Annotated in this window: 5 protein-coding genes and 2 pseudogenes; 3 read left to right on the top strand and 4 right to left on the bottom strand. The window is 66.6% G+C overall.

What is annotated here, in order from left to right; translation table 11 throughout:
- Window positions 1-73 precede the first annotated feature (73 nt).
- Window positions 74-343, bottom strand: coding sequence for a hypothetical protein (locus ACI2LW_RS30565; RefSeq protein ID WP_404734491.1), 270 nt, complete (start codon window positions 341-343; stop codon window positions 74-76).
- A gap of 210 nt (window positions 344-553) precedes the next feature.
- A pseudogene (locus ACI2LW_RS30560) lies at window positions 554-1323 on the bottom strand (transposase).
- A 43-nt stretch (window positions 1324-1366) separates the two neighbouring features.
- On the opposite strand from ACI2LW_RS30560, the pseudogene ACI2LW_RS30555 reads away from it, so the two are divergent.
- Together ACI2LW_RS30555 and ACI2LW_RS30550 are read left to right on the top strand one after the other, a co-directional pair.
- A pseudogene (locus ACI2LW_RS30555) lies at window positions 1367-2170 on the top strand (IS256 family transposase); the annotation flags it as partial.
- 14 nt (window positions 2171-2184) lie between these two features.
- Window positions 2185-2601: a DUF4259 domain-containing protein gene (locus tag ACI2LW_RS30550; RefSeq protein WP_404734490.1), complete on the top strand. Its 417-nt coding sequence runs from the start codon at window positions 2185-2187 to the stop codon at window positions 2599-2601.
- 138 nt (window positions 2602-2739) lie between these two features.
- Here ACI2LW_RS30550 and ACI2LW_RS30545 read toward each other — a convergent pair whose 3' ends face one another.
- Both ACI2LW_RS30545 and ACI2LW_RS30540 read right to left on the bottom strand, forming a co-directional pair.
- Window positions 2740-3219 carry a hypothetical protein gene (locus ACI2LW_RS30545; protein ID WP_404734489.1) on the bottom strand — a complete coding sequence of 160 codons (480 nt, stop codon included), beginning with the start codon at window positions 3217-3219 and terminating at the stop codon, window positions 2740-2742.
- Between the two features lie 473 nt (window positions 3220-3692).
- A protein-coding gene (locus ACI2LW_RS30540; RefSeq protein ID WP_404734488.1) for an IS3 family transposase occupies window positions 3693-4930 on the bottom strand; the annotation gives its coding sequence in 2 pieces (ribosomal slippage) (window positions 3693-4604 and window positions 4607-4930; 1236 coding nt in all).
- A 193-nt stretch (window positions 4931-5123) separates the two neighbouring features.
- Between ACI2LW_RS30540 and ACI2LW_RS30535 the strand changes: the two genes are divergently transcribed.
- Window positions 5124-6773: an IS4 family transposase gene (locus ACI2LW_RS30535; protein ID WP_404734487.1), complete on the top strand. Its 1650-nt coding sequence runs from the start codon at window positions 5124-5126 to the stop codon at window positions 6771-6773.
- The last annotated feature ends 24 nt before the right edge of the window (window positions 6774-6797 follow it).

Below are 6797 nucleotides of genomic sequence, written 5' to 3'. Positions count from 1 at the left end.
CGCCGGTCGAATATGAGAACAACCACTATCTCGCAACCACGAAGCCCCAGGTCACACCCAACATCTGAGATCTCTACCGAACCCGGAACGGTTCATTGCGCTCCTGGAGTGGTTCGGCGAGCAATGGCGGTACGTGGGGGGCAGCAGCGGCCCAGGAGACGATCCCGTCGACGTCGATGTACTCGATGTTCGCAGCGGCGGGGGCGTCCTCAGCCTTACTCGCAGCATTGACCGTCCACGTTCCCTCGCCGCCGCCCCGTGGATCGGTTGCGCCAAAGTGCGCCTCGGGCGGGATGTGAGTCACGTTCTCATCGGTGCTCGCCGGATCGAGAACCCTCAGCACTGCGAGCTCATCACAGTTTGGAGGTGCCCCTACATCAGCCGTGGAGTCCGTCCCGTCATCGTGGCCCTGGGAGGCGACGGCGCCGAACTCTCCCGCATTGGCCCTCATGACAGCCTGGACACTCATACCTGGGCGCGGTTGAGAGAGGATCTCTAACCAGCCTGCTTTCTGGGTCGTCGTCGTGCTGGCTGTCCTGCTTGTGCCTGCCGGTCACCCAGAGAGAGTGAGGTTGTGCAGGCGAGCGATCCCGAGCATGGCGTGGTGGACGCCGTCGCCTTTGAGGCGGCAGTCGCGGAGGATCTTCCAGGTTTTCATGCGGGCGAAGGTGTGTTCGACCCGCGCGCGGACCTTGCGGTGAGAGGTGTTGTGTTCCTCTTTCCAGGCCGGGAGTTCGGCCTGGCCGGGCTCCCGGCGGTGCGGGATGATCAGTCCGGTGCCCCGATAACCGCCATCTGCGATCACCGTGGTTTTGCCGACGGCGTCCTTCGCGCCGGATAGTACCCATGCCTTGCAGTCGTTGCGATTGCCCGGCAAGGGCCGACCGACGACGACCACGAGGCGGGTGTCGGCGTCGATGACGACTTGGTGGTTGGTCGAATACCGGTAGTTCTTCGACTGCTCGGCGACCTGGTGGTCACGGGTGGGGACGAGGGTGCCGTCCACGATCAGGACGGCGTCGTGGCGGAACCGCTTGCGCGGCTGCAGCGCCAGCGCCGGCCCGAGATGGTCGATGACACGGTCTGCCGCCGACTTCGACACCCCGAACAACGGGGCGAGTTGGCGCAGTGTCAGGTTCGTTCGCCAGTACGCGGCGACCAGCAGGACCCGGTCCTCCAGTGGCAGGCCCCACGGCCGCCCTTGCGGACCGGGTCCGCGCCTTCGCGCCGCAGTGCGGTGACCAACCTGCCGAACTGACGCGAACTCAGCCCAGTGAACGGGGCTATCCAGGATGACTCAGACGCCGTGATCACACCAGCCACGACAAGATCATCTCACCCGCGACCAGCAGTTACGGGACAGCCCTTAGACACGGAACTGAACGTGTTCCGCACCCGGCCCCTGGACCACATCCGCTTCCCCTACATCTACCTCGACGCCACCTACTGCAAGGCCCGGGTCTCACACCAGATCGTTTCCCAGGCCGTGGTCATCGCCACCGGCATCACCGAGGACGGCGGCCGCGAAGTCCTCGGACTCATGGTCGGCGACAGCGAGACCGAGGTCTTCTGGACCGAGTTCCTGCGCTCCCTGCGCGAACGCGGCCTGACCGGTGTCCGCCTGGTCATCGCCGACCACCACTCCGGGCTGGTCAAGGCGGTCCGCAAGGTCATGCTCGGCGCCGCCTACCAGCGATGCCGCGTTCACTTCCTGCGCAACGTCTTCGCCGTGATCAGCAAAGACTCCGGCGAGATGGTGGCCGCGACGATCCGCACGATCTTTGCCCAGCCCACCGCCGAGCTGGTCCGTTCCCAGCTCGACACCGTCGCCGACATGCTCGGGCGGCAGTTCCCCAAGGTCAAAGCCATGCTCCTGGAAGCCAAGACCGACCTGACCGCCTTCGCCGACTTCCCCGAGCGACATTGGAAGAAAATCCAGTCCACCAATCCCCTGGAGCGGGTCAACCGCGAGATCAAGCGCCGCGTCGACGTCGTCCAGATCTTCCCCAACCCCGCCGCCCTCGAACGGCTCACCACCGCCGTCCTCATCGAGATGCACGACGAATGGATCGCCTTCCCCCGCAGCTACCTCCCCAAGGGAGGCATGGACTCGATCTACCCCACGACCGAAGATCACCCCGACGCGGTTACACCACCACAGGGGACATGACCCAGGAGCCATGCATGGGAACGTGGGGAACCGGCCCCTTCGACAGCGATCTCGCCGCAGACTTCGTCGATGAACTCGAGGGACTCACCCACCGGCAGGTCATCGACGTGCTGGGGCGGGCAATCCAGCGTGTCATGGACTCGCGAGAACGGGTCGATGGCGGAGACGGGGCCGAAGCTGTGGCCGCCGGCGCCCTCGTGGCCAGCACCCTCCCGGACAGCCCCATCGTGATTGATCCCGACGACGGCCCCAGCCAAACCCTGCCCGAACTGCCCGCCTCCCTTCGCGCGTCGGCGAGACTCGCACTGGACCGGGTTCTCCAGGGCGGATCAGAGATGGCAACCAGCTGGGTGGACAGCGCCGACGCCGAGCAGTGGCGCCAGGAAGTACGGCAAATCCTCGAAACGTTTGAAGCATCCCCTGAACACTGAGCATGACCGCTTCACGAAAGTCGTGCCAGAACCATTCCTCGCGTACATAGCCAGGTCATGGCTTGCTACTGAAGGTTTCGGGTGAATTGCCATCTGCGGCTGTGCACAGCCGGCGCTGGTACGGTCGACGAAGTGTCCTCAGTGCATTGAGGCCGTGGGGTTCAAGCCCTTTTCCTTCTGGTCGATCCGCTGGACCACCATGCGTGTCACCGCCAGCAAACTGTCGGCCGGCACCTTCGCTCCCGGTCTCCATGAGTACTCGATGCGTCCGATGACCGTGCCCTGCTGGAAGGTCGTGCCTCTACTGGACCAGAGGGGAATGTCCCTCGACGCAACGAGGTCGAGCGTGTACACGGGCTCCCCGGCCGGTCCAGGAAACCGCCCCATATCATCCGACTTATCCCTATGTTCGAAAGCCTCGGCCGCCGACCGTTCGTCAGGGAAAGAGATCAAGTGGATCCCGACTTCTTGATCGTTGATGTTGGTAAAGGCGGCAAGGCCAACCGCGGCGGCCTTGCCGCACCAGGCGTCTGGCCACTGTTCGTCCTGGCACTGGGAGGGCTCCTCAGCCAGGTCCCAGGCCTTGACCGTGCGCTCCTGCGACACGCTCGAGCGCATGTTTAGAGCGGTAGGCAGAGTGGACTGAAGTTGCACGGCGTCCACCACCGGTACTCGTTTGCTGGATGGGCTGGCCGCACCATGGTCGGTTGAGCCGGTCGAACTCCCTCCGCACCCGACCGCCGTGATACAGCAAGCCGCCGACACGACGACAGCATGTACTAGGCCCCGAAGGTAGCCTGTGAGCTTGCCGCCAACAATCTTTGATCCCCCCTTTGGCATGGACTTGATCATGCCGCACAGGGCCCAGTCGCTCAAGGCACGCTAGGTTTCTGGCCGATTCCACCAGGGGCCGGCGCGGTGGCCTGCTATGCCCGCATGGTGGCTGCCACTCCTGATCACGTTCCAGCCGGTGGGCTGGCGGCTCCGTCTGCCACCGGGGTTCACCTATCCGCCTGCGGCATCCTGCAAGGAGGGCCTCCGGCCGGAGGCCCTCGGGCCTTCCCCCATGAAGGTGGGCACGCGGTTATTGATCACGCGGCGAGCGTGAGTTTAGCGGTGTGGTGTCGGCGTTCGTATTCGTTGGGGCTGAGGTGGCCGTTGGCGGAGTGCCGACGGCGGGTGTTGTAGCGGGTCAGCCAGGCAAATACCCTTCTTCTGCAGGTGCCGGCGTCACCGTAGTCGTGGGCGCCCTGGAGGGTCTCGCGCTTCAGGGACGCGTGGAAGCTTTCGCAGGCCGCGTTGTCGGCGCTGGTGCCGACCGCGCCCATCGACCGGGTGACTCCGAGCTGGTCGCAGAGGCCGGCGAAGGCCCGGGATCCGTATTGGGCCCCGTGGTCGGAGCGGAACACGGCGCCGTCCAGGCCGCCACGGGTCGAGGCCGCCATCCGCAGTGCGTCGGCGACCAGGTCGGTGCGCATGTGGTCGGCGATGGACCAGCCGACGACCTTGCGGCTGAAGCAGTCCAGCACCGTAGCGAGATAGAGGAACTCCCCGCCGGCCAGCGGGAGATACGTGATGTCGCCCATGTACTTGCGCCCCGGCACGGCGGCGGTGAAGTCCCGCTGGAACAGGTCCGGAACCGGTGAGGCTGCTGGGTCCGCGACGGTGGTGCGGACGCGTCTGCGCAGGCGGATTCCGGTGATGGAGAACCTCCGCATGATCCGGGCGACCCGCTTTTCGTTGACCCGCCGCCCTTTCTCGCGGAGCTCGGCGGTCACTCGCGGGGAGCCGTAGGCGCCGCCGGACTCGCTGTGGACCTCGCGGATCTCCTCGGCCAGGACCCGGTCCTTGTGCTGCCGGGCGGCCCTGGCCTCGGCGCCGGCGAGCCACTTGTAGTAGCTGGACCGGTTCACCTCCAGGACGTGGCAGAGCCGCTTCACCTCGTAGGTGTCCCGGTGGTCGTCAACGAACTGGAAGCGGCTCCTCACCAGTTCGTCTCTCCGGCGAAATACTTGGCCGCCTTGCGGAGGATGTCCCGCTCGGTGGCGAGCTTGCGCTCACTCGCCTCGAGTTCTGCCACCCGGGCCTCCAGCTGACGGACCCGCTCGTCCGGATCAGCGGACGGTACCGCCTCGCGACGTGGGGCGGCCGGCTTCGCAGCCGCGGCGCTGACGCCACGGCGTTCGCGGTCCCGCAGCACCCACTCACGCAGGGTCGCCCGGTTAACTCCCAGGTCAGCGGCGATGCTCTTGTAGGTCGCCCCGGGTGTGGACTCGTACAGGGCCACGGCATCGGCCTTGAACTCGTCCGAGTAGTCCTTCATCGCCATCGGCGGTCTTCTCACTTCCTCCGGATCAAGCAGATCCAGTATCAGCGTGTCCACCACTCAGGGGGAGGCCCCAAGGCCGGGTAGTTAGCGTTTCCGCAGGTCCTGCAAGCACGTTGAGGGTTCGAGGCGAAAGCACAACGGAGCTCGTTGGTACAGGCAGTCGACCAAGACAGCTTGTACGTGAGGAGCTCCGTTGCGGGTTCATTCTGCCCTGCCGTCCGCGGTGACGGCCATCATTCGTACGGTGACCGTGGCCGCGGGCCGGTTCGCCCCGGGTCACTTGGGAGAACTGACCGCCTTGGTGCCGTTCGAGCTCGTGGACTCGGTGCTGACGGAGACGCGGACGGTGCAGCGGCGCCTGCGTGATCTGCCGTCCCGGGTCGGGATGTACTTCCTGCTTGCAATGTGCCTGTTCCCCGAGGTCGGCTACCGGTTGGTCTGGGACAAGCTCACCAGCGGCCTGGCCGGGATACCGGTGGCCTCGCCGAGTTCGAAGGCCCTGCGGGACCTTCGCCGGCGGCTGGGGGCCGCGCCGGTGCGGTCGCTGTTCGAGGTGCTTGCCGGGCCGCTGGCCCGCCCGACCACGCCGGGGGTGCGTTTCGGCGTCTACCGGACGGTGTCCTTCGACGGCTGCAGCTCGCTGCGGGTGCCTGATTCGCCCCGCAATCGGGCCTGGCTGGGGCGGACGGCCCATCACGGTTATCCCACGCTGGAGCTGATGACGCTGGTCGAGACCGGGACGAGGTCCCTGATCGGGGCGGTGTTCGGTCCCACCGACGAGGGCGAGACCGCCTACGCCTGCAGACTGCTGCACCTGCTGCGGCCTGACATGCTGGTGCTGTGGGACAAGGGCTTCGACGCCAACGCCTTCCTCGCCCAGGCGACCGCGACCGGCGCGAAGGTCTTGGGCCGACTCCGCAGCAACCGGCGCACCCCGGTCCTGGCCCGTCTCGACGACGGCTCCTATCTGTCGGTGATCGGCACCGTCAACGTCCGGGTCATTGATGCCGAGGTCACGGTGACCTGCGCTGACGGCACCGTCTTCGCTGGCTCCTACCGGCTGGTCACCACCTTGACCAACGCCCGCCGACACCCCGCGACAGTGCTGATCAACCTCTACCACGAGCGCTGGGAACACGAGAGCGCGTACTACGCGCTCCGCCACACGATCATGGCCGGCCGGAACCTCCGCTCGGGCGACCCCGCTGGCCTCGAGCAGGAGATGTGGGCCCTGCTCACGCTCTACCAGGCCCTACGGGCCGTGATGGTCGAGGCCGCCGAGTCCGTCCCCGGCACCGACCCCGATCGCTGCTGTTTCACCGTGGCACTCCAGACCGCCCGCGACCAGGTCGTCCAGGCCGCCGGGATCGTTCCCGATGAGCACGGATGCCTCGGACTGATCGGCCGCCGGGTGCTGGCCCGCCTCCTTGCGCCCCGCCGCCACCGGACCAGCACCCGCAAGGTCAAGTCGCCGATGTCCCGCTACAGCGAGCGACGCGACGACGGCCGCCCAGATCGCAGCCGCACCATCACCGGCCTCGCCGTCACCGTCCTCACACCCGGCCCCGAACAGCCGTCTTTGCCCACGGCCTCCCGAGATGACCGCTACATCGTCCCGGCCCAGCGCCGACGTCATCGCGTCCTCGCCCTGCTGCAGGGCGACCCGACTCGACTGTGGAGACCCGCGGAGATCGCCGCCCATTTCGGCGACATCACCCTGCACACCATGTATCGGCAGCTGTCCCGATGGGCCAACACCGGGCTCATCCACAAGCTCGGACCGGGCCTCTACGCAGCCACAGCCTGGACCTCAACCCCCTTGCCACCAGCACGAAAAGGCTAACTTCCCGGCCTTGGGGGAGGCCCC

It is taken from the genome of Streptomyces sp. NPDC004065 (genome assembly GCF_044903565.1).
In the GTDB taxonomy this organism is placed as follows: Bacteria; Actinomycetota; Actinomycetes; order Streptomycetales; family Streptomycetaceae; genus Streptomyces.
The sequence above is the reverse complement of the archived record's forward strand: the minus strand, read 5'-3'. Positions and strand labels throughout refer to the sequence as shown.

What these genes read in the sequence shown, in the direction of transcription:
- ACI2LW_RS30550 (WP_404734490.1), top strand. Translation starts at nt 2,185, where the DNA reads ATGGGAACGTGGGGAACCGGCCCCTTCGACAGCGATCTCGCCGCAGAC.
- ACI2LW_RS30545 (WP_404734489.1), bottom strand. Translation starts at nt 3,219, where the DNA reads ATGCGCTCGAGCGTGTCGCAGGAGCGCACGGTCAAGGCCTGGGACCTG.